Genomic DNA, 22,882 nt, shown 5'->3' with positions numbered 1-22,882 from the left:
ACCCATCTATCTCTAATATTCCCTTTTATGAAGACGACAATAAGTCAATCTTATAAAATAAAAGATGTTAACAGACCTCACTTCCACACAAGAGCCACCTATAGTAATGCAAGTACAGGTTTTGCAGTCAATACAACCTGTTCAATAATATCAGCCGCGCGGCTTACGCCTCCCGCCCGTTGAATTGCTTCTTGGAGGCCGAACGCCCGTTGTTTATAGGATTCTTCCCCCAACACCTTCTGAATCGCCGTTCGCAGCTTCGGAACGCTCAACTGCTTCAACGGAACAACTTCACCAACCCCCGTCCAAGCAATCCGTGATGCGACGCCAGGTTGGTCATTCATGATTGGAATGGCAACCATTGGAACTCCATGAGTTAATGATTCTAATGTAGTGTTTAAGCCTGCGGGAGTGATAGTAAGGCTTGCTTTTTTCAGCAGTTCTAATTGCGGTGCATAGCTAACAATAATTGGATTTCCTGGTAATTGAGGAAAAGATTCTACAGAGGCATTTCCACCCAGAGATATGACCAATTGAGCATCTAATCCTTCGCAAGCTGTAGCGATTTTTTGAAAAATATCTGACTGATTATTGAGAATACTTCCCAGGGAAGAGTAAATTAAAGGCTGACCCGTCAGTTTTTCAAAGGGAAATGGTACCACTGGTCGGCTGAACGTATAGTGATACGGACCCGTGAAATGAAAATGAGCCGGTAAATCGGTTCGGGGAAATTCAAACTCTATAGGTTCTTGACTAATTTGAGCCAGGTTAGAATAAATATCATTTGCTTCAACATGGGCGGGTAAATTCCACTGCCGGCGATAATCAGCAATAACTTCTCGAACTGGCTTGGTTAAATAAGTAAGCAAACGATAGCCAAATTTATTTCGTAAACGTCCTCTCCAAGTAGGATTATATTGCCAAGGAGTAGAAAAAGGAGGGATATTCGGATCTCGATTCATCACTACAGCACTACAGACGGTGATAAAAGGAATATTTAAAAAATCTGCAATGGTCCCACCATAGAGAGAAACTTGATCCACCAGTAATGCTTCTACCCCAGCTTGCTTAATCAGAGGGGGGGCTTGTGTCAGGTTGACAGCGGCATTTTGTGCGAGTACATCAATCGTATATCGCAACCCCGCTAATCCGTTAAGCTGTCCCATTTGCTTCAATTGTTCTGGAATTTTGCCTGCCGGAACTTCCTGTTCAGCCACGGGGCAAAATTCTAAGCCACTTTCCAGGACTTTATCCTTGGCATCAATAAAGTTAAATACAGTAACTCGATGACCCCGGCGAATCAGCTCAAATCCTAAAGGTATTATTGTATTAAAGTGTCCTGTAGATAAGGGACAAATAATTCCAAAATGGGTCATGGTTAGATGCTCCTTTGAGTTTAAAAAATTTGCGGTTTATTCCCCTTGTTTAACCCGAACGGTGAATTGTTTAACCACCCATTCTCGATAAGAATAGGCCGCATTTAATTTCCGGTCCTGGGGTTTTTCTTGGGCGATCGCCTCCGCTAACAGAGAAAGCGGATCAGACCCGCTATACCCCCGATATCCGGGCGGCGCAACAATCGGAGAATCAAGTGCCGGTAAAGCTAATCCGCGTAGTTCCGCTTCTCCCAGTGTGGCAAAGACTTTAATAATATCGACGCCCTCTTGATATCCTTCCGGTAAAGAGGGACAAAAGACAGCGACATCTCGATGTGCTACTCCTGGCGAAATTTCTACATACGCTTCGCTCTTAGCTTTCGGCCAAGCTTGCTCGATCGCCCAGTCGGATTGCAACTCTAAAATTGCCACTCTCAATGGATGAGAATGCAAATTGATAATTTCTAAAAAAATCGTTTCCCCTTCCTGAATTGTGGGATTTAAAGGGTCATCAAGGGGCTGAAATTTTCTCAAATTCTCAGGCGGTCCATCGGCTTCTACTGCGTAATCATACAGCTTCCCTAACCACTTAATTTGCAGATTGTCGAGTAAGGTAGAGGCTGAATTATAAAGTTCTTGAACCGCTTTGTATTTAGATAAATGGATTAACCGCTGAGTTATTTTTTTGGAGGCTTCGTGTTCATCTATTTTGACCGTTGGATTGATGTTTTTATAAGGAAGTCCGGCTGTATCGCAAATCTCATATTCTTCTTGATTGTTGATACAGAGCAAATAATCAATTTCTTCATCATCGGAGGAAATGCCTTGATGAGATTGGGAGTCAGTCCATTCTATCCATCCTTGTCCAAAGACATGGAAAGCGACTGTAAGAGATTTCAGGGCCTGGGTTTGTTTGGCGTAAATTTCCGGGGTTAATTTATTAGGAGGCAGTTGACTTAAAGCTATCTCGTCCGCTGTTGCTTGTTCTTGATGAAATAAGCACACTTGGCGAACTAATGCCGGTGGTGGGGATAGAAAAATCACTGGATCACCGAGGGCAACTTCTCGCTGTCCTACGATGGGTTCCAACTTGCAGACTGCCACGGTTGCATCGTATTCCACCACCTCAGCGATCGCAAGTCGGGTATCCGTTTGGCTAAAATCTCGGCTGCCTGTGGGATAAATTGCAAATGTTGCGCCTTTGCGAATTCCGGTGGCAATGCCTGCATTAATGCTAATTTGCTGTTTGGCCGGGTTGATTTTTTGAACGGATAAGAACTGGGTGACTGCGGTGCGATCGCGTCCAAACACCGTCCGGTCAAATTCTCCCAATAACATCGGTGTCTGGTAGGGAAACTGACTTTGGATTTTTGCTCGGATGCGATCGTAAATATCTTTATAGGTTAATCCCACATAATCCTGTCGCAAAGAATCTAGTAACCAGTAAGTGAGTGCGCCATGTCTTCGCTTCTCTTCACCGCAACGAAACCCATCCTCAAAGGCTTTTTCACTGGGGCAACAAGCAGCTAAAAAGACATAATCTTTTGATTGAGGAAGAGAGCCTAAATGCAGACTAGATTCCCCTCGGGTCACTTGTCGTAAAGAGCGCCAATTGTCCAATATTTCTTCCCGAGATGCCACCAAACTCTCAGTTTTTTGAGGCATTTTATCCAGAGTATCCGTTCCCCGGACTTTCGCTTTATCGCGAGTTGCACCTCCGGAATGGCAACTGTCAAAAACAACAGTCACTATGAGTCCTTTTTTCTCCATTTGTTTCAACAGCAAAGCTAACTCTAAATCCCGGAGATAACAATTAACTGGCTGACCCGACTCATCAAGTTGTCCGATATCGGTGGGAACTAAAGATTCATCAACCCCCGCTTCACCTTTGATTTCCGGATAAGCCGTGATGGTGCGGCCCCCGTGACCCGAGTAGTGAATATAAATGCGATCGCTTGGTTGTCCTATCTCCGTTATCTCCTTAAACTTAGCCACCATATTGGCATAAGTTGGAAGCTGTTCCGGCGGTTCCACAGGTTCTTTTAATACCGGATTGGGATTAGAAGCCGTCAATTTAAAAATGTGACTTTCAGGGACATTTAAGTTAATCGTTAAAAAGTTTTCAACGGCATTGACATCGTTAACAGCCCCTTGTAAATTATCGTAATAATTTCCATCAGATAACCGATGGGGCAAATAACAGTTAACTCCGATGAGTAAAGCGTAGAGGTTTGAGTCAGTCATTGATAATATTTAACTAAAGAACAAAAATTTTTACGTTTATCTTTTTTTTGACTAGATTTCTACCCCACCCAACCCTCCCCTTGCCAAGGGGAGGGCTAAGAACGAGTTGGGTTGTTGAAAGGCTTGCTTAAATCAGCCCACGCAGACGGGCTATCGAATTACACAAAAACTCGCCGAGACTCTAACAATTTTTGCCACCATTCATCAGCGAAACCGCGTGTTCCTGCATCAGAATATTGAATTTTCAGCGGAATCTCATCAATCCCTGCTCGATTTGCCTGAACCATCAAATCGGTAAAAGCATCAAATTTATGCCGTTGAGTTAAGACAATACAACCAGCACTACCGGGAACATTGGCATCAAAATGGATACCAAAATGAGAACGAGTGTATCCATCACTCCGATGGAAAACTAGGGGAAGAATATCAAAGAAATATCCTTCTATTCCGATTAATTCGGAATAGTGAGCGACAGTCGAAACTGTGATGGGGCCATTAACAATCATTTCCTCAGAGGGAAGCGGACCAGCACTCCGTTGCCAGTGGTCATCTGCACTTTGATATCCCGCTGCCCCACTGGTTGCCTCTGCTTCAAAAATGGAGGTCCCGCTTTGATCCAGAAGAGACAGACAGCCGGTAATCAACCAATTAATTTTATCTCGACGGAATGAGAAAACAAGGCTGGCGGGTAGGGTTTGCGGAGGTTTTTCATATTCAATTTCCAAGGGAATACTATCAATTCCCTGTTGTTTCAGGGCAAGTAATAAGGCACGGAACCGCGTGAAAGACTCAGAATTAATGATGCCAATTCCTCCCGCTGTTCCTGGAGTTCCCGCATCATTATAAAGTTGGAAGCCCCCGCGTTTCATATGTCCATCCTCGCTGGCTAAAACGTGGGGCAAGATGGGAAAACTCCAGCCATTGCTATCATCGGTTTCCAGCATCACATCTTCGGTACTGATGGCTAAATCCTGCATATCCGGGATTGGACCCATCGCCCTTGTCCACAAATGATTTGGACTTTGATACCCTGGACGCCCCGTGGTGGCTACCGCATCAAAAATTTGATTGCCATCGGCATCGAACAGGAACATATTCCCTAAGAGTAACCCCGATGAATATTTAAGCTGCATCTTAAAAACTGCTTTTGCAGCTTGTTCGTAAACAAAAGATTCGGAGGGAATCGGCAACTCTTCACCGGAATACTCTAATTTAAACGCTTCCCCTGGTTCTCCTGCTTTGGGCAAGCGCCAAATCGAGGAACCGGGATAACGCTTGAGAAACTTTTGCAAAATATCAGCCGTTGTGGGATTTTGCGTATCTGATTCTGAACCCCAAATCGGTAAAATGGGGTTTTTCAAATTAAATTGTTCGTGAGCGGTGAACGCTTCCTGAACCACCGTTTCATATTCTTCGGGTTTCGAGGTCCACTTTTCAAAATACATTTGCGGCATGGCAATATCACAGAGGTCATCCAGCAATTTCCAAGGAATTTCGGGATGATATTGGGGATTGCCAAAACTGGTGTAGCCTAATGTACCGGGTTTGACATAAGGGCGCAAAGCTTGCAGCAGTTGCTTGACATTTTCATGGGTGTTGACATTTTTTACTTCTTCTTCAACATCCAAAATATAGCCATCCAACTGACAACTAATCGCCTCGCGAACCGCTACAACTTGAACTTCTACATCCGGGGTTCCATAGTGATAGCCCCAGCCATAAACTTCGATTCCGGATTGATGAAATTGGCTGATAATATTGGTGCTACATTGGTCCGACCAAAACATGGAACGACTCTGACCATCAAATACTTTCAGATAGACGCGCTGGCAGTTGATAGCTTTGAGCTTTTCCAGATAGTCTGTGGGCAGAGAAGAAAGTTCCCAAATCCATACACCAGCAAAATGTTGAGCCATGATTATGTGTCTCCTATGTGATTATAAAACAAGGTAAAGTTCCCAGATTAAGGAGCAATTTCAAAGACATCACGCACCGACTGGGTTTCCACTCCGGATTCAGTGTTTAGCTCGATTTCATAAGTACCGGGCGGGAGATTTTCCAGAGTGGCGGTGCAGTGAGAACCATTTTCTTTTAAAGGGACGGAAATGGGTTGTATCTTAGAAGTTTTAGAGTGGATTCTAGCCACCATTTTTCCCCAAAAATCGCCCCCATTCCGGATAGTAGCTCGAATTTTAACGGGTTCACCGGGTAAATAAAAATCGTCAATTTCTAGGCTTAAAGTAACTGGTTCTGAGTCAGAGGGAACCTGTTCCGGGCCTCGGATAGCTGAGGAATCAAATTGCATTTGTATCAGACGCTGCTCAATTTGTTCCAGAACCGCTTTATTGGCTTGTAACGACCCATGATGTTCAGGAATAAAGGTATTGTAGTAACCTATATTCGCCATTTCCAGGGGAATTGCCGATACCCGAGGCACCGTATCGTCGCCATTTCCTAAATAATCAGGAATCGTTGAGGGGACGGTATTGCTAACCTCAATTTTGCCATTCATGAGGGTGGCAGACTGATAGGTGACCTGACCCGTTCCCACAAAAGGAACGAGGACATATCCGTGAGTTTGCCAATCTTTATCTTGACGATTCGCTTCCGCTGCGATGCGAATTTCTTCATGAAAAGCTCGGGCTGCAATAACCCGTGCTAAATCCAACTTCGGCAGAGCATCCACTTCCGCCAACCGACAACAACCGTTGGCAGTTTGCAGCATAGGATAAATGGGTAATAATTGATAAACGGAAGTAAAAGAGCGCAAGGCTTCAGTAAAGTTTACAAAGGCTTTTTTATATCCGTCTAAAAGGGAGAGAATCGCACTCACCGACCCTCGATAGGGAGTGCCAAAGGTAAACAATGCCTTGCAATCTCGCCATCCCCCCAAAACTTCCAGATAGTACCGACTGACTAAACCCCCCATACTATGGGCCAGCAGAATCACTTGGGCATCTTCATAGCCCGATTCTTGCCGCCACTTGTGCAGTTTTTCATCAATAAACTGCTTCAACTTCCGGGCCGAAATCCGGTTATCGCGCCGCCAATCGTAAGGGAATTCGTAATAGTTAACTAAATCGGGGTTCTCGGGAGACTGGGGATAAATTCGGAATTTGCCACTGAGAAGCAGTTCTCGTAACTTCGTGTATCCGTCAATCACTTTTGCCAATCCCGGAACCAGATAGAACTCCTGCATAACCGAGGTGGCAATAATTCCATCCTCCAAGTCATCCTGTTCCAGGACCAGAGATTCTGGGGATTTGACCGCATTCCAGAACGATTGTCCAGAAATTGCCCAGACATCCCGGCCATTTTTTTGCAACACACTGCCCGTAATCCCCGGTAGCAGCACAATCATATCTTTGAAATCGATCGGTGACATAGTCCTATGAGTATTTTTGTGTTGGTTCCCAGCCTGTAGCTACGGTTACTTTACCTCTCTTGTTGGAGAAACTTACATATCTGGGAGATAGCCTTTAGTAATCCCGTAAAGATGTTATCTAAGGAGTTTTTGTGTTTTTATCCCCATCTATTCTCAATAATTTTTGATATTTGAGAATTCAAGCCGAATTAAATGGATCCTTCGATGGAGCAACCTAAGACAACCTATTGGATTTTCAAGGATTTTGAGCGCGTTGCAATCACCTTGACAGGGCTAATAGCCTTTAGTTAGTCATCGCAACCAGCGACATATTATCAGTTTATAACTATGTGCAATATCTGATACCTAGCCAAAAGTACAGGTTTTCACCCGCTCTTCTAGTTAGTTTTTTACCTAGATATTTGATAGGATAAATACTAAACTAAAAGTCAGTTACTTTTTTAGCGCATCTTAATTAAGCTGGGTATATAGCGGTTCTCATTTCGGGGAGGTACAGAATCTTTCTGGGTTTCCTCTTGACAAGGGGATGACAGATGAAGGATCCCTACCACACTAATTTGAGACCTACTATAGACCCAGCTAATTTTTGTGGACTAACAAATTGCTATGATACTCCTCAAAGAACTGAAATCGTTTTGCAAGATGACTCAATACCTCTCAAGTGTGGGTTTAGTAGTTTCTGCTAGTATAATTACAGCAGATTTAACACTCCCTAAACATAGTTATGCGCTCGGCATAGGTAATCATAGTGATTATATTGATTGGGCAAACTTGTACGCTCAAAATGCAGGAACTTATGATGATTTCTTGAGCGCTCTTGCAAAAAGGGAAACAGGAGCAGGAAATCCCACTTACAGCAACACTAATAATCAATGGGGATTTATTGGCAAGTATCAATTTGGAGAAGCTCTGCTTATCGACCTAGGATATTACACCTCTGACGTTTACTACGGTCAATCAGGTATTGATAAGAACTACTGGCATGGTGAATGGACAGGAAAAGGAGGAGTGAACTCAAAAGAAGAATTTTTAGGAAACAAGAATAATGTCCAAGAAATAGCTATTCGGGAAGCTATGCAACTCCGGTGGAATCGTATTAACACACTGCTGATTGAACAAGGAAAATCGCTCGATGAATTTATAAATCAGCCAATAGAAGGAATAGCTGTTACTAAATCTGGAATTCTTGCCGCTGGTCATCTACGAGGTGAAGTTAATACGACCCGGCTACTTCTTGAAAATTACATTTCTCGAGATGAACAAAATACGTCTATTCTCGCTTACTTAAATGAGTTTGCTGGATATGACGTACCATTTTAAGTAGATAAAACCCTAGTGCAAGTCTAAATTAATTAGAAAGTTTCAAATAAAGTACAATTGTATTATTTATACTTTATTTCAAACATGAAAAATAATTTATGCTTGCACTTTAAAAGTGGTTGAAAAATATTTTTCAACCAATTTTAAAGTTTGTACTAACTACAAAATCTTAAAGTATTTTAATTAATTATTCGTAAGTTTTAACATTATCACAAATGCCGCGATCGCCCTCACTAACGTTAGGATTATTAGTTAGGTAACCATTTACCCAATCGCAAGCATCTACAAGTAGATTGCTGGTCAAATTCCACAAAATTAATTTTCCTCCTTTGTCACCGGAAGCTAAGCTATGGCCGTCTGGGTTAAAATCAAGACTTAAAACATCATTATCATGTCCATTATAGGTTTTTAGTTTCTTACCATCAAGGCTCCAGAGTTTAACACTTTTATCTAAACTAGCAGTAGCAATTGTTTGACCATCTGGGCTAAACCTAACTCGAAAGACACCAGCATCATGTGCCTTAATAGTTCTAATTAGCTTACCTTCATTTGTCCAAAGTTTGACGGTTTTATCGTGGCTAGCAGTTGCAATTATTTTACCATCGGGACTAAAAGTAATGCTATGAATAGCATCATTATGCCCTTCAAGGCAGGTGATAAGTTCCCCTTCAATTGTCCAAATTTTGGCTAGTTTACCCCAACTACTGGATGCAATAATTTCCCCATTAGGGCTAAAGACAACGCTATTGACTCCTGCATTTTTTTCATCCTGATGTGCGTTAATAATTTGTTTTTGCTTATTATCTAGTTTCCACAGTATAATTGTACCATCTTCACCAGCAGTAGCAATACTCTTACTATCCGGACTAAAACTCACCTGCCAAATCCACTGTTGTTCAGGTTTATAAAAAATATGTTGAACTTTATTACTCCCTTTGCTATCCCAAATTATTACATGACCATCATTAGTAGCAGCAGCTATTAGTTTTTCATCCGGACTAAAGTCAACGGAAGTAAATGCAGAATTTAAACTTTGATGCCTTAACACCTTAATTAAATTACCTGAACCATTCCAAAGTTTAACAGTTCCATCATGACTAGCCGTAGCTAATTTTTCTCTTTCATTTAGATTAAACTTAATGCTATAAATTTCCTGAAAATGAGCTTGTTTTATTGGTATATTATTTAATTTCCATATTTTTACAGTTCCATCCTTACTGCCCGTAGCAATCATGTTTTCATTTGGGCTAAAAGTAGCCTTCCATATCCAATCTTTATGTCCACTCAAAAAGCTATGTATTTGTTCACCATCTTTGTTCCAAATTATAATGGTTTTATCACTACCGGCAGTAACAATTTTATCACCATTTCGACTAAAATTAACGCTATTAATTGAATTAGAATGACCTCTTAATGTTTTTAACCATTTCCCATCAACTGTCCAAAGATTAACTGTTTCATCCCTACTAGCTGTAGCAACTGTTTGACTATCTGGGCTAAAAGCTACACTCCAAATCCAATCTGTATGATATCCCTTCAAAGTGTGTAGTAGCTTCCCATTATGATTCCAAAGTTTGACTGTTTTATCCTTGCTAGCTGTGGCAAGAAACTTACCATCGGGACTAACACTCAAGTTTAATATAGGCAGTTCATGTCCCTTAAAAGAATTTATTAATTTACCTTCTAAAGTCCACAGCTTTACATTTCCACCAACATCACCAGTTGCAATTGTTTGGCCATTAGGGGCAAATCTTACACTCACTATACTTTCAAGATTTTTTTTAGTTTCCTTAAGGGTAGTGATGTATTCACCTTTTCTTGTCCAAATTTTAACAGTTCCATCTTGACTGGCGGTTGCAATTCGGTTTCCAGTAGGATTAAATTGTACTTGATTTACCTGAGATTTATGTCCTATCAGGGTATTAATTTCTGTTCCAAACAAATTCCATAACTTAACAGTTTTGTCCTTACTTGCACTAGCAATGATATTGCCATCAGGACTGAAATTTACATCTAAAACTTCGTCTATATGTTTTTCTAGGCGGTTGTATTCTGTGACTTTAGTCATTATTTCTTGGAGAATTTCTTCTAATTTATTTTGAATATTTTCTTTTTCTTGATGTCGATAAAATCTTAAAAGTGGGGAAACACTCCTCATTTTTTTTAATGCTCTTAAATTTTCTAAGATACTTTCAAATTCTTGGTTTGATCTTAAAAGAGATTGACTGGATGAACTAAGAGCTTTAATTTCATTTAACTGTGCATTGTGCCACTGTAACCCTGCAAATCCTGCTATTAAAAATGCAAAAAGAGAAAATGTAGAGAGTGCAAATATAGTTTTGCGCCGTTGTCCATCGCGCCGTGTCACACTCCTTTCAATAAATTCATTTTCCTCTGGGCTAAACCCGCCCAAAACTTGATTAAAGTTCGGGTTTATTCGCAGTTCTAACACCTGCTCTAACTTAGATCCACTCCACAATTCATCCTCGGATTTTTTGCGTTTCCAGAGGTTCATGTCGTGGTTGAGGCGGTTGCGGATAGAAATGGCCTCTCTATTTTCCTTAATCCAGCCATTCAATTGAGGCCATGAAGTCAACAAAATTTCATGGGTAATATCTATTGTTGATTCTTTCGTTTCGGGAGAAAAATCACTAACTAATAAACTTTCATTAATGAGTTTAAGGAGAACCTGTTGCTCTAGCTCACTCGTAAAAATGGATTTGGAGGCTCTTCTGCGGACGGGTTTCCATTCGCCGCCGGATGCTGCATCTTCCCCAATGTCTACCAATTTTAGAAAGATTCTTTGAGTGGCTTGTTTTTCTTCGGGAGATAGAGTCTCATAGAGGGTATTGACGTGCTGTTGTAAGGCTCCTTGAACCCTTCCTAACTGGCGATAGGTGTCGAGATTGAGGGTGCGTTCTTGAATTAAATTCTGTTTAAGTTCGGTTTCCCAGAGGAGGTTCAGGGTGTATTGCAATAAGGGTAGATAACCTGCTTGTCCCTGAATATCTTTGAGAATTTCCTGGACTAATTCGGGGTTGATAAGGACTCCATGATGAGCGGCTGGCTGTTCGATCGCCAACCGCAATTCATCAGGCTGCATTTCCGCAATCATGGGGCGACTTTTATCGATAATTTTCACCAATTTGGGGTGCGGACTCAGTTTGTCCAGAAAATCTGCCCGCATGGTCCCGATGATTTTTACAGAGTTATTTTTTGTTTTATTTAAGTGGATTAAGCTGTTGATAAATATTTCTTGTTTATCACTCTGAGTCGTGGTAAAGAGTTCCTCAAATTGGTCGATCGCAATTAACCAATACTCATCCGATTGTTTGAGTTGGGTAATCACTCGATGCAGAGTATCGGCTTTCGCTTCTCGGGCAATTTGGGCATCAGCTTGTTTGTATTTACTGAGTAAACTAGCATAAAATGACTCAAAAGGGTCCCGGTCCGGCGTAAAGATGATTTTGACAAACTGTGAACCCCATTTCTGGCCTAACCAAGGCATCAAACCCGCTCTTACTAAGGAGGATTTCCCACTCCCACTTGCTCCCAGGAGTAAAATTAGGTTACTTTGTTCGAGTTCATTGACTAAGCTGGTTAAAAATTGGTCTCGGCCAAAAAATAGGTCTTTATCTTCACAGTCGAATTTCTTTAACCCTTTGTAGGGTGAGGTTTTGATAAACTCCCGATTTTTGATAGTCTCGCTGGAGTATTGGAGAATTTCCGTATGGTTGAAGGTGAGGATATTCCCATGTACTAAATAATCTCCTTGGATATAATCTCTTGCGACTGCTTCCGTATAGTTTCCCTCCGTTAGCTCAATATAATTTCCAGTTTTTATATCAACTTCTCGGTTGTCCGTATTATTTTCCATGATTGATGCCACCCTTTAAATTATTTTTATTTTTAAGTTCAAGGAACGGATGCAATAGAACGCCGTCCCTAAAGTCGGTTCTGATCCCCTATCTGGTTTTTACCAACTGTTTTAGGGGGATGTAATATCGATTCTCTGTCTTAAACAGCATGAGTTGACATGACTGGCTTAAATGTTTTGTGTTTTCTGCCAATCTTCTAAAGCACCGATGACAAAATGGGCAGCTGGATGCTTAAGACGTTGCTGAAACTCCTGGATGCCACTCTGGGCGATCGCACTCCTAATTTGCTCTGATAATCTGGGGTTATTTTCCATCCGCTTAACCGCTTCGGCTGCTATTTGCATTTTTCCTAGGGTTGTTTCTGTTGAATAAGATTGCCCCAGATAGTCTAGTGCAGATGTGTAAAAATAAGTAGCCAGTCTAATCAAGCTCCTTGAACCCTTGAAATTTCCATAAAAATGGTTTGGCGCTCGTTCGGTTGAAGTAATCGATAAACTTAAAGATTTGTTCAGATAGGTCATAGATAGAAGTGAATTCACCTCGTTTTAAAAGGCGACGGGTCAAGATACTGAACCAACATTCAATCTGGTTTAACCAGGAGGTGTGTTTGGGCAAATACACAAAACGAATGCGATGGGTTGGGTCGCTTAAAAAAGCTGAACGAGTTTTCATCGATTTCAAAATTCCTTTTTTCCCTTTAACACCCAGGTCGATATCTATCTGACAACGAGAGGCTACTAACTTAACTAGAGATTCACTCATATGAGTATTCAGTTGGTCAACCATAAAAATCCACCCGGCTTTGGGATCCGTATCAATTGTTTTAGTGATATGGTTGGCAAAATCTATTTCAGTACGAGTTGGACCAATAGAGGGTTCTATAACTTGCCCCTTATGGATATCCCAATTGGCTATTAAACTTAGAGTTCCATGTCGGATGTATTCAAACTCTATCCGTTTTACTTCTCCAGGAATCATGGATTGAGTCGGGTAAGCTCTTTCTAATGCTTGAATCCCCGTCATTTCATCGGTGCTAATCAAATGCACACCGTTTTCGGCTAATTCTGATGCGTTATTGTGTAATTCACAAATATTTTTTACCTGTTTTTGAAATGCTTCCCTATCTTTAGGGGCTGTATTTAGCCAGTATCGAGAGCGGTGAGGTTGAAGATCAGCCTCCTTTTAAAAAACGACCCACACTATAGCGGGAAATTTCTTTGACTATTCCTCTTTTAACGACTTCGGATGCCAATTCTTGGTGAGTCCATTCATTGATTGGCCGCTGACTTTGTGAGGGATGTTCACAGGCCACTGCCACAATTTGGACAATATTATCTACCGTAAATGTGGCGGGCTTACCGGAACGAGGTTGATCACTTAAAATATCTACAATCAGTTGAATTAATTTTTTATCGCTAGTTGCGGAGGTTTCGGCTTCCGCTAGAGTAGCTGAGGCATCAGCCCATCGTGCGCGCCACATCCGCACTTGATTCCGGTTCATTTCCAACCGATTGGAGATTTCGGTATTATTGATTCCATCAGCGGCCCACAAGACTAACTTGGCCCTTTCTACTAACCGATGGGGATTAGTTGCCTTGCGCGATATTTGTTCTAGTAACTGATGCTGCCTGTCCGATACTGTACAGACTTTAGCTTTTGGAGTAGGCATGATTGATTACGTCCAGATAGAAGCGTGAGGCGAGGGCCCTGATAGGGGTCCCTCTGCCTCTTCATCTCATTATAGCTGATTATCTTCTTTTGCACATCTGCACTAGCAATTTTTGCAGTTCTGTCGCAGCATCGGCAAGATTGGATTGTGGGTTGCCTGAGCTGTAATTGTTGTTATAAATATTATAATTTCCTGCTATTTTTTCCGTATAGTTACCCTCTTTTATCTCTGTAAAATTACCCTTGCCAATTTTAATTCGGCGATTATCAGTAATTGTTGTTGTTTCCGTTTGGGTGATGGGTTGAACCGGAGGGGGCGCGGGTGCAATTTTTCCTGATTCTTCAAGCTCTTTTATCCCAGAAAAAGCATAGGGGCGGGGTCTGGCTTTCAGTTTGGGGGTATCGGCTTCGTCCATTCCTTCTAAAGCGATGGAGGCACAACCGATTTCAAAACAGCGTTCATAAGGTTCCCCTGCCCCTAAAGCATCATAAAATCCAGTGGCAAATTTGATGGCGGCTTCATCGCCAATGGGTTGATTCATGCCTATTAGATAATCAATATATTGGTGAATCACTTCGGCTTGGATTTCGCTATAACAAGCATTCAGTAAAACACACTCGATTTTGGTTTGAAAGAGTTTAAACAGATAAGCTAAGGATTTGCTACTCACTAACTGGGTTTGTCCGGATTCGTTTTCTAAAACCAGTCCCTCGGTTCCCACTCCATGCCCGGAAAAGTGAACGATCGCCGGTTGATACTCTAATAAAGTACGTCGCAAGTCATCGACTCGGACGGCCCCTTCACTGACGATTTGAAAGCAGTCGCGGTATTTGGACCGCTTCAAGGTGGCTTGAATTTCTCTAACTTCGCGATCAAGTCTCAGTCTGGTTGTCCCTGGTGGATTAACCGATAAAATCAGAATCGTTTTCATGGTTGAAGCCCCTGCTTAATTTCGCCTCACTTATAGGTTGTTGGAATTTGGGCAACGGGAAAAGTCACCAAAAAGGGGATAAAAAAGTGGGCCCTGCGGTTTTCCTTACACCCACTGTACGCAGATCAACCCCAAGACAGGGCTAACCAATCGGTTAGTTTCTAACCTATCCGAAAGATCAGCCCTCACCTGACCCTGGATGGGGAAAAACCTGTACTTTTGGCTAGGTGTCACGCACAATGATTGGTAGGCAAGACTTCGGAAAAGGCTGGGGCCAAAAATTAACCACAGATTTCAGGGACTTTCACAAAGATTGGGGCTGTAAAATCTGTGTAATTTGTGGTTAAGACCCACATTCCGCAGGTTTAATTGCTAAGTTTTTATTTTTAAAAACCTTTGTCCATAAAGGGTTCCAGCGATTTTATAGAAAATTTATGGGAACAATGGTCCTTAACCGGAGTTTTTGGGCTTATTGAGAATATTCTCAATAAAAACCGCATTTTTTGAATGCTTGCTCCAATGGAGAAAGTTATAGAAAACCTTCTACATAAAACAGTTGAGAATCATGGAGGGAAAGGTTTTTAGCGATTTTTAAAAAATAATCACTTCACCAAAAAAACTTGCGTAGACATTCCCGATAAGTATTTAGGCTTATGCGGAATGTGGACTAAATGCACTGCCACTAACTAATTTTGACCTCAACCCCGGGGTACTCTTCGCTGGGAACTGGCTCAAATTTTGATGGAATAGCCTCCTCCAGTTCATCCAACCGAACTAAGGTGAGGCCCAAGTCTCCTTTCCTGCGTACCCAGCATTGCCGCTTATTCCGGCCAAATCCGGGGGCGGTTCTGAAGCTATCTGCACCCAGTCCCCTATCTGCCAAGGCATCGTGTAAAAATAAGTTGTGTAAATTTTATCTGGAATCCTATCTGGATAATGCCTCCAAGTAAAAATTAGTCAGGTTATTTTTACATGACTCCTAACGGCGATCGCATCGGTGTCGGGGAATCAATTTCAGTCAGGACCACAGTGCCCTCTAGGTTTTTGATGGAGTTAGTCCAGTTTTGTTCGTTTGGCTAGAAGGGATAGAAGCCGAGCGCACAAATCTCTCAATTGCGACGTAGACATCAACCGCCGATCCGAGACACCATACCGGCCAACAATTAACTCCCGGATTGCTTCTAAGCCTGTCCCCTGTTGGATTAGTTGCCCGATAAGCTCAGTCGTTTCCCTTGTCACCACCGGGTCAGGGAGTGGGCGAACATCCTGCAAAGAATCCAGAAGAACCCGTGGAGTCGCATCAAATTTAGCCTTTTTATCAAAGGTTACATAAAGCCGATCCAGCGGGTCAACTGCCACAATCCCCTCCCTCTGCTCCGTGCCACCATAAGCAGTGTGATAGATGCCGCGAATGCGATCGCCGGTTACAAACCGAGGGGGTAGAGTACCCGCATCGGTTCGGTCACCGGCGGGGGAATTAGCGGTGGAGTTGATGTCATCCTCGGGTTGTTCACCTTCGGGGGAATCGCTGGATGAGTCGATGTCCTTCTTGGGTCGTTCACCGGCGAGGGAATTGATGGGGTTTTCTCCATCGGAGGCGATCGCTCTGCCCTCCTCGGTTTGTTCACCGGCGGGGGAATTGATGCCCTCCCGTTCTTTTCGGGGGGACTGATCTCTGCTTCCTGATCCACCCCCTACTGATCCACCCCCTACTGATCCACCCCCTACTGATCCACCCCACCTATAAATAGATCTATTTATAGGCGGGGTGGATCGGCCCCACACTTGACCAGGGGTTGGATCACTCTCGGGTAGAGTGGGTGCATCGAGGTTTTCTACATCGGAGGCGATCGCCTGACCTGCATCGGGTTGCTCACCAGCGAAGGAATCCTGTGTACCCTCCTCGGTTTTTTCACCAGCGGGAAAGTCCGTGTCCTCCCCTTCTTTTATGAGGGACTGATCCTCCCCCACTGATCCACCCCCTGCATAAATAGGTCTATTTATAGGGGGGACTGATCCGCTCCACCCTTCACCAGGGGTTAGCTCATCCGGGGCTGGATCACTTGAGAATGAATCTACACCGGCTGGAGCATCACTCGCCGGTCGTGTTCCACCGGCTAGATCACTCCCCGGAGAATCCGAAGACTTCAACACCTCGCCGTCAACCCAAAGATCAAAAACAGTCCAGCGCTCATCCTGGGGAGGAACAAAACGGTAGAAGCGTTTGACCCCTTCAGGAGTGCGGCGACGCGAACTTGTCAACTTGAGGTCCATCAAACCCAGAAGCTGCTGACAAGTTTGCATCGCACTCACACCGGAATTAATCTTGACTCCCAAACAATCCTTAATCGACTGGCGACCCGATCGCGCCAGAGTCACAATCCCTTGCACCTCCGGCGAATCCGCAGTAAACTCCTTGTCCGGGTCTAGCAACCGCTTCACCCCCAGAAATTCCAACATCCTCGCCTTCACCGAACGGCATTTAATATCCGGCAGATGAAGGAGTGGGCGAGACAGCAGATGGTCCAAATCGCGCTTATCCTGAGACTCAGCAAACTTCGCGAACAGGAGATAGAAATTCAAGCGCCATTGTTTGTGACGGCCCTCATCATGCTTTTTAATTAGGGAGGGGGTCAATTCCTCAATCCCGCCAAAGTCTTGCGCGATGCGGTAGCGCTCACACTGGTGCTGCTCGGCCTCCGTTTTCTGAGCCTTTTTATCCAACTCCCTGAACGTTTCCGGCTCGATTTCCAAAGCATCAGCCCGTTGTATGCAGTGGTCCGCCCAATTTTTATCCCGAGCCATCTTCGCCGAGTTGGAGATAGCTTTGGCCCCCTCTTTATCCAGGGAATCAACCGGAATGACCCGCACCCCCTCCGATTCAAACAAGGAGATAGCCGCCTCTCGGTAGCGATAACAATCCCGGTTAAAGCGGGCTACTTGTTTGGTCCAAGTGCGGAAGCATACCGGGTCATGGGCTTTATCAATATTGAAATCTACCTCCTGAAGAATTCTCATCAATGCCGAAACTTGTCGGTTTTTGCCCGCTCTAATCTTCCGGTAGTCACTCGACCCATTGGCGATGGGTTTCGCAATTTTGGGGATAAACAAATGCCGGTCTACCCTCGCACGCACCCGGTCAAGTCGCTGCCGATATTCTCGGACGCTGTTGAGTCCAGCGGAAATGTCGCAAACAGCAATCCATCGCTCAGTCTCATGTAAGCTAACCGCGCTGCTGATTGAGGTGGAACTGAGCATCACATCACAGTCACGCGCTAACTCATTAATGTGTTCGATGTCTGCATCAGAGTTGTCAGTCCCCAGAATTTGCTGGTCAAACCGTTTGATGCGGATGCCAGGAAACTCCTCCTTAAGCATCCGCTCAATCGTCTTCGTTCCCCATTTTGATTTAGTTTGCGCCCCCTCTACGCTGAACCAGAGGCACTTATCCTGGGGCTTAGATTTCAGGATTTCAACTGCTTTGTTGTAGATGTCGGCGGGTCCGTTGTAAAGGTAAGCATTGTATTTATGCTCATGCTGGAACTCATTGACCACCACAAATGGCTTGATGGGGCATTGCAACGCATCTTCGTCGTCACAGGCTTCTCGGGCGATCGCCATCAAAAACTCAACATCTAAATTGCTGATGTCGGCGCTTATGGCTACTACTAACCCATTGGACCGGACTAAGACATCTTGGATGAGGCTTTTAAACGTGGTGATAATCCAACCGCGATCTCCTCGACAAGTTGACCCTCCTAACATCTGTTGCAAGGTTTGGTCAAACTCGTCAAGAATCACAATCCCATCTAACCACTCAGACGGCAGTTTTTCAGGCCCCAGTTCAGTTTGGCGAACCCGGGTAACCTGGGGTGAGGCTTTACCAAAGGGCTTTACCGATTCAACACAGCAGGCGAAACCATAGACTGAATCTCTAACCCCCTCGCCGTCATCAATATATTGCACCCCAAAGCGAGCAGCTAACTCCCGTCCGGTGGATTTGCGGTTGGTGATAATCAGACACCGTGACCCCTGTTCAATTAGGGGGACCATCTGATCCCGGATGTGGTCCGTTTTCCCGGTGCCGGTGGTCGCCTTCACGATTCTCAATCCTGAATAGGGAAGTCCTTCGATATCGCCCAGATAGCGGCGATTTACTAGGATGTCTGGCTCGTAGGTGAACTCCCAGGGATTGTAAGGATAGAGGGACTCACTAGAGAATTTGCACCCTTCTAGGTCATCATCCCCAGTCTGGACAAAGTAATCATCAAGACCGCATTTTTCACCGTCGGGGGAAGGGATGCGGATGAAGTCAACGAGCGCCCCTTCCTTTCTGAGCAGATAAGCCAGGGTGTTCGAGGCTTTTCCAACGGCTATTTGAGTCGTGAGTTTGGGGTCAAAGTCAAACCCAATATGAATCCTGCGCCCCTTCAGCCCGATGGCCAAAAGGTCAGGGTGCAGTTTATCTTTATTGCTGGGGTCCCGGAACATCCAGACCCCACCCAACCCAATCGCGGCGTGACCTCGGGAAAGACAGGCGGCATCTTTCTTGGCCCCTTCCGCCAGGATTAACGGGATAGAAATGTTTTCTTGAACCCACTGCCAAAAATTCCCCCCTGGATAGGGAACGCCACAACGAGCGCTGACTTGAGCGGCAATTTCCCCGGGGACATCGAAGTAATAGACCCCATAGGATTCGTGCTTGGGGGACTCGTATTTGTTGAATTTCCCAGGGACGACCACCCAGGAATTATCCTCTAATTTTTTCCAGGATGGCCGGGGGTGGAGGGGTTTGACTTGACTCCATAAGCTCTCCTGTTCCCAGCCGGAGGAGGGAGCCAGATTTTTGCAGCGCCAGATGCCATCTTCTAGGAAACGGTAAGGCTTCTGTTCTGGGGGGGCGACGGGGTTGCCGCCGGATTGGGTGCGGCGAAGTTTTGGGCTATAGAGCACGCGGTCTAGTGCTGCTATGCCTTCATAGATTTGGAGATTGGCGGCAATCATCACGGGGTCGATGCCGGAGGCTTGCCAATCTGCGATCGCCCAGTGCCGGATAGTGGAGAGAGTCGAGGGGTAGACTGTGCTCATAGCTCATCCCCTCCACCTACTCGGTCTAAGGTGGGCTGAAGCGGAGGCGACGGCGGGGAGAGTTTTACTTGCCCGATCCATTGCCACCTTTGACACCGGCAGCTCTGAAACTGGGCAAGAAAACGGGTAAATTTTTCGCGGAAAACGGGACTTTGGCATTGGCGACATCTACGGAGATGCCGCCACTGGACGAGTGGGCGTTTCTCAAGGGTAGACACTGGACTGCTCCTTTTTTGGAGCTGTCCCCTTTATCTATGCCTCAACCTGTGTTAAACTTAATTTACTTAATTTAAAGAAAAATTGGGTTGAGGGGCTGCTTCCTTGCTCGTTTACCAGACGAGCATTAGATTTTGGGGACAGCTCTTCTTTTTTTTGTTGAACAACCGGAAATTTTTTGGGAAAACTTTGGGTCATGAAATTAAACTTTCTGACCCTTTAAAGGACTAATAAATAGAAATTTAACTTTTTGAACCTTTGTCCTGTAAAAATTACAGGGTTTAAAGCTATCATCAATTTAATTCATTTATTAGTACCGTTTTGGAGTTACTTATCAACTAAGCCAGAAACCTTGTGGGGTCGGGAGAGGAAGTCGAGTCTTCATTCCTCCTGGGAAGAAAATTTGGCACAGAGAGACTCCATTACCCCCACCTCAGCATCAATTTTGTCTAGCCTCTGCCGGAGTTCAGAGGCTTCGGCTTGATTGCGCTCAATAGCGGTGGGGTGCTTTAGGGTTGGCAGTTTGGCGGAGATTGCGTCTATTGCAGCGAGGATTCGCTTGCGGTTGGCGATCGCCCCGCTAAGGAGGAGGGCAAGTGCTTTTTATTTGTGCAGACTCCGAGGGTGAGACAATGGTTAACTCACCCCTACCGATTCTCTCCACGAGCTCTGAGCGGCTAAGATCTAGCGAGTTAGCAAGCACATCCAAGCCTTCTAACCCTTCAATAGAAATAGAAATAGTCGTCCGAGTCTTTGGTCGATCATACAAAGACGGTCTGCCCCCAGGGTTCTTTCTCATTTATTTAGTCACTCATATTTTTTTTCTGTCTTTCCTTAAACTTATAGCCATATCTAAGCCCTTGCAACTAAAAATGATACAAAAGTTAAAAAAACCTCTTGGACCCCTGTTATGCCTAAACTAAATTTAGTATGCACGAAACTAAAAGACAAGAGTTTGATACCCAAAAACAATCGCTGCGCTCCCGTCGAAAGTCGCGCAGCTACGTTAGTTTTCACTCCTCAGTGAAAACTAACGACCATTTTATCAGTGCCGAAACCCATCGGCTACTACGCCCCCCTTGCAGCGTCCGCGTTCGAGTCAATTTTGGGCAATGGCGTAAAGCTGAGCTTCCGAGATACAGTAATGCTTTGCGCCATCACCAGTCAAGCAATCGACGCCAGCCTCCAGCCCTTTGGCAAGGAAGATTGCAGCCTAAAATATGCCTTCGCCCTAGCCCGAATCAACCCCGACCCCCAATCCCTCCTAGGGGCGCTGCTCAATCAGCAAGGAGAGAATATCCTCACCCTAGATCAATGGGTAGAGTTCCTCGGGTAGTCCCAAACTCTGGCCGCTGCTCATGTATTTAGTAGCTGGGGGTGGGCGATGAACCTTCAGAATTTAAAAGAAATTTTCGTGAGTCAGTCCGAGTTAACCCAATTAGACTATTTGACCCTTACCCGCTTTACCCGTTGTAAGTCGGTTAGCCGCGATGGGCCGGTGAATCGGTCAGATCCTGCCATTTGTGTAAGTTATCTATTCCAGTTCGGAGCGAGGCACTGCCAACCTTGTTCGAGATTGCGATACACCTGCCACGCCGGAAGCTCATGGGTTCATCTGTTTTTGCATAGATGTTTGGAATGCATAATTATCCGACTGAGTATTCAGTGAATTGCCGTTTAAAGGGGGAGTGAAACCCAATGACAATATCAGAGTTGGGTACTCCCATTTTAACTAATTGTTCAGCCACCGAGTCTTCAGTCCCGTTATACTGAATCCAAATTTTACCCGCTTCAATATCAAAGTGCATCACCGGACCAAATATCCGTTTATCTCCATCCCAACCTACATAGTTTAACTGATAATGGTCATTTTCATTATCAAAAATAAGCTGGGTTTTTACCGCGTCCCCCTTTCCAGAAAGCTGGGCGTGTTCCTGCAAAAGTTGCTTGACAATTTGTCGATATTGTACTAATTTATCCATGACTGAATCTCCTCTAATTTAGGGTCATAAACCACCAATTTAACCTGATAACGTTTTAAGGTTCTTTGGATGAAAGGAAGTTGAAAAAAATCATAATAGGTGTCAACGGGAATAGCTAAATACACCAATCGGTCGGGTTCTTGTTCTTCGAGAGCTTGACAATAATTAAGATATTGTCCTAATGCGGTGTGAAAACTACTAATATCAGAATCACCGATAAAGCTTTTGATTTCCACAGCAATTTTATCCGCCCCCCGTTCTGCTGCGAACGCAATTTCTGCCGCCAAATCAATTTGTAATTTTACGGCTTCACTAATCCGAATCGTTAAGGGGTCATGAGTAATATTCCATCCCTCTTTAATCAAAGCATTTTTAACCTGCTGATGAAAAACATCTCTAGCCATGTTGGGTATGAATTGAATGGACCCTAAATTATAGATTATCCATTATCCTAAACCTGCTCTATAAAACTTACACAAACCCGGACATAGCCGGATATTGAGGTTTATTTCTTGCTTCATCCGGGACTGTCGGCAGCACCCCGTCCACAAGTGTAATCGTCGGAACTCGGCGATTTTTCTAACGTTATGCTGGCATTCAAGTCTCTATCAATCTTCAGACCACAGTTCTGACATTCAAAAGTCCGTTGGTTTAGGGGCATTTTTTCTCGATGGTTACAATTAGAACAGAGTTGACTGGATGGATAAAATCTATCGGATTAAACTAAGCCGGGCAGTCGCCCACCCGACTCGTCTTCAGAACCGTGCGTGAAAGTTTCCCTTCACACGGCTCC

Annotated in this window: 15 protein-coding genes and 1 pseudogene; 2 read left to right on the top strand and 14 right to left on the bottom strand. The window is 44.2% G+C overall.

Annotated elements, in window-relative coordinates:
- Window positions 1-98: 98 nt before the first annotated feature.
- The 4 genes from NG792_RS19165 to NG792_RS19150 form a co-directional block, all read right to left on the bottom strand.
- Window positions 99-1,376 carry a glycosyltransferase gene (locus NG792_RS19165; protein WP_261236442.1) on the bottom strand — a complete coding sequence of 426 codons (1,278 nt, stop codon included), beginning with the start codon at window positions 1,374-1,376 and terminating at the stop codon, window positions 99-101.
- A 36-nt stretch (window positions 1,377-1,412) separates the two neighbouring features.
- On the bottom strand, window positions 1,413-3,620 hold the full coding sequence (locus NG792_RS19160) for a caspase family protein (RefSeq protein ID WP_261236441.1): 2,208 nt from the start codon (window positions 3,618-3,620) through the stop codon (window positions 1,413-1,415).
- A gap of 158 nt (window positions 3,621-3,778) precedes the next feature.
- Window positions 3,779-5,536, bottom strand: a complete 1,758-nt coding sequence (locus NG792_RS19155; protein ID WP_261236440.1) for a hypothetical protein — start codon at window positions 5,534-5,536, stop codon at window positions 3,779-3,781.
- Window positions 5,537-5,583: 47 nt separating this feature from the next.
- Window positions 5,584-7,005 carry a lipase/acyltransferase domain-containing protein gene (locus NG792_RS19150; protein ID WP_261236439.1) on the bottom strand — a complete coding sequence of 474 codons (1,422 nt, stop codon included), beginning with the start codon at window positions 7,003-7,005 and terminating at the stop codon, window positions 5,584-5,586.
- Between the two features lie 642 nt (window positions 7,006-7,647).
- Between NG792_RS19150 and NG792_RS19145 the strand changes: the two genes are divergently transcribed.
- Window positions 7,648-8,325: a hypothetical protein gene (locus tag NG792_RS19145; RefSeq protein ID WP_261236438.1), complete on the top strand. Its 678-nt coding sequence runs from the start codon at window positions 7,648-7,650 to the stop codon at window positions 8,323-8,325.
- A gap of 187 nt (window positions 8,326-8,512) precedes the next feature.
- Here NG792_RS19145 and NG792_RS19140 read toward each other — a convergent pair whose 3' ends face one another.
- The 7 genes from NG792_RS19140 to NG792_RS19110 all read right to left on the bottom strand — a co-directional run bounded on the left by NG792_RS19140 (window position 8,513) and on the right by NG792_RS19110 (window position 20,305).
- Complete coding sequence (locus NG792_RS19140; protein ID WP_261236437.1) at window positions 8,513-12,202, bottom strand: WD40 repeat domain-containing protein; 3,690 nt, start codon at window positions 12,200-12,202, stop codon at window positions 8,513-8,515.
- Between the two features lie 168 nt (window positions 12,203-12,370).
- Window positions 12,371-12,547: a hypothetical protein gene (locus NG792_RS19135; RefSeq protein WP_261236436.1), complete on the bottom strand. Its 177-nt coding sequence runs from the start codon at window positions 12,545-12,547 to the stop codon at window positions 12,371-12,373.
- Window positions 12,548-12,623: 76 nt separating this feature from the next.
- A complete protein-coding gene (locus NG792_RS19130) occupies window positions 12,624-13,250 on the bottom strand; it encodes a transposase (protein ID WP_261236435.1) in 627 nt (208 codons plus the stop codon).
- A 124-nt stretch (window positions 13,251-13,374) separates the two neighbouring features.
- Window positions 13,375-13,872, bottom strand: coding sequence for a helix-turn-helix domain-containing protein (locus tag NG792_RS19125; protein WP_261236434.1), 498 nt, complete (start codon window positions 13,870-13,872; stop codon window positions 13,375-13,377).
- Between the two features lie 79 nt (window positions 13,873-13,951).
- Window positions 13,952-14,803: a CHAT domain-containing protein gene (locus NG792_RS19120; RefSeq protein ID WP_261236433.1), complete on the bottom strand. Its 852-nt coding sequence runs from the start codon at window positions 14,801-14,803 to the stop codon at window positions 13,952-13,954.
- Between the two features lie 1,053 nt (window positions 14,804-15,856).
- Window positions 15,857-19,891: a plasmid replication protein, CyRepA1 family gene (locus tag NG792_RS19115; protein WP_261236432.1), complete on the bottom strand. Its 4,035-nt coding sequence runs from the start codon at window positions 19,889-19,891 to the stop codon at window positions 15,857-15,859.
- A 252-nt stretch (window positions 19,892-20,143) separates the two neighbouring features.
- Complete coding sequence (locus NG792_RS19110) at window positions 20,144-20,305, bottom strand: hypothetical protein (RefSeq protein ID WP_261236431.1); 162 nt, start codon at window positions 20,303-20,305, stop codon at window positions 20,144-20,146.
- A gap of 850 nt (window positions 20,306-21,155) precedes the next feature.
- Between NG792_RS19110 and NG792_RS19105 the strand changes: the two genes are divergently transcribed.
- Entirely contained in the window at window positions 21,156-21,443 is a 288-nt protein-coding gene (locus NG792_RS19105) for a hypothetical protein (protein WP_261236430.1), read from the top strand.
- Window positions 21,444-21,753: 310 nt separating this feature from the next.
- On the opposite strand, the gene NG792_RS19100 is transcribed toward NG792_RS19105, so the two are convergent.
- The 3 genes and pseudogenes from NG792_RS19100 to NG792_RS19090 form a co-directional block, all read right to left on the bottom strand.
- A complete protein-coding gene (locus NG792_RS19100; RefSeq protein WP_261236429.1) occupies window positions 21,754-22,089 on the bottom strand; it encodes a XisI protein in 336 nt (111 codons plus the stop codon).
- Window positions 22,077-22,493 carry a XisH family protein gene (locus NG792_RS19095; protein WP_261236428.1) on the bottom strand — a complete coding sequence of 139 codons (417 nt, stop codon included), beginning with the start codon at window positions 22,491-22,493 and terminating at the stop codon, window positions 22,077-22,079. The genes NG792_RS19100 and NG792_RS19095 overlap by 13 nt, the downstream gene beginning before the upstream one ends.
- A 113-nt stretch (window positions 22,494-22,606) precedes the next feature.
- A pseudogene (locus NG792_RS19090) lies at window positions 22,607-22,807 on the bottom strand (zinc ribbon domain-containing protein); the annotation flags it as partial.
- Between the last annotated feature and the right edge of the window lie 75 nt (window positions 22,808-22,882).

Origin of the sequence: Laspinema olomoucense D3b (genome assembly GCF_025370785.1) — a bacterium.
Taxonomy (GTDB): Bacteria; Cyanobacteriota; Cyanobacteriia; order Cyanobacteriales; family Laspinemataceae; genus Laspinema; species Laspinema olomoucense.
The sequence above is the reverse complement of the archived record's forward strand: the minus strand, read 5'-3'. Positions and strand labels throughout refer to the sequence as shown.